Below are 260 nucleotides of genomic sequence, written 5' to 3' on the forward strand. Positions count from 1 at the left end.
GCTGGCTAGCATGCGGACGTGGCTCAGTTGGTAGAGCATCACCTTGCCAAGGTGAGGGTCGCGGGTTCGAGTCCCGTCGTCCGCTCGGAGAGGTCTTTCGGACCTATCCACGTGGTGGAGTGGCCGAGAGGCGAGGCAACGGACTGCAAATCCGTGTACACGGGTTCAAATCCCGTCTCCACCTCGGGCGGTTGGCGCAGTGGTAGCGCGCTTCCCTGACACGGAAGAGGTCGCCAGTTCAAACCTGGCATCGCCCACAG

At 62.7% G+C, this 260-nt stretch carries 3 tRNA genes; all 3 read left to right on the forward strand.

What is annotated here, in order from left to right:
* Positions 1–12: 12 nt before the first annotated feature.
* The 3 genes from ACSNOK_RS34845 to ACSNOK_RS34855 all read left to right on the forward strand — a co-directional run bounded on the left by ACSNOK_RS34845 (position 13) and on the right by ACSNOK_RS34855 (position 257).
* Positions 13–85, forward strand: a tRNA-Gly gene (locus tag ACSNOK_RS34845).
* Positions 86–113: 28 nt separating this feature from the next.
* A tRNA-Cys gene (locus ACSNOK_RS34850) sits at positions 114–184 on the forward strand.
* Position 185: 1 nt separating this feature from the next.
* Positions 186–257 (forward strand) — tRNA-Val (locus ACSNOK_RS34855).
* The last annotated feature ends 3 nt before the right edge of the window (positions 258–260 follow it).

Origin of the sequence: Streptomyces sp. URMC 126 (assembly GCF_051386555.1) — a bacterium.
Lineage (GTDB): Bacteria > Actinomycetota > Actinomycetes > Streptomycetales > Streptomycetaceae > Streptomyces.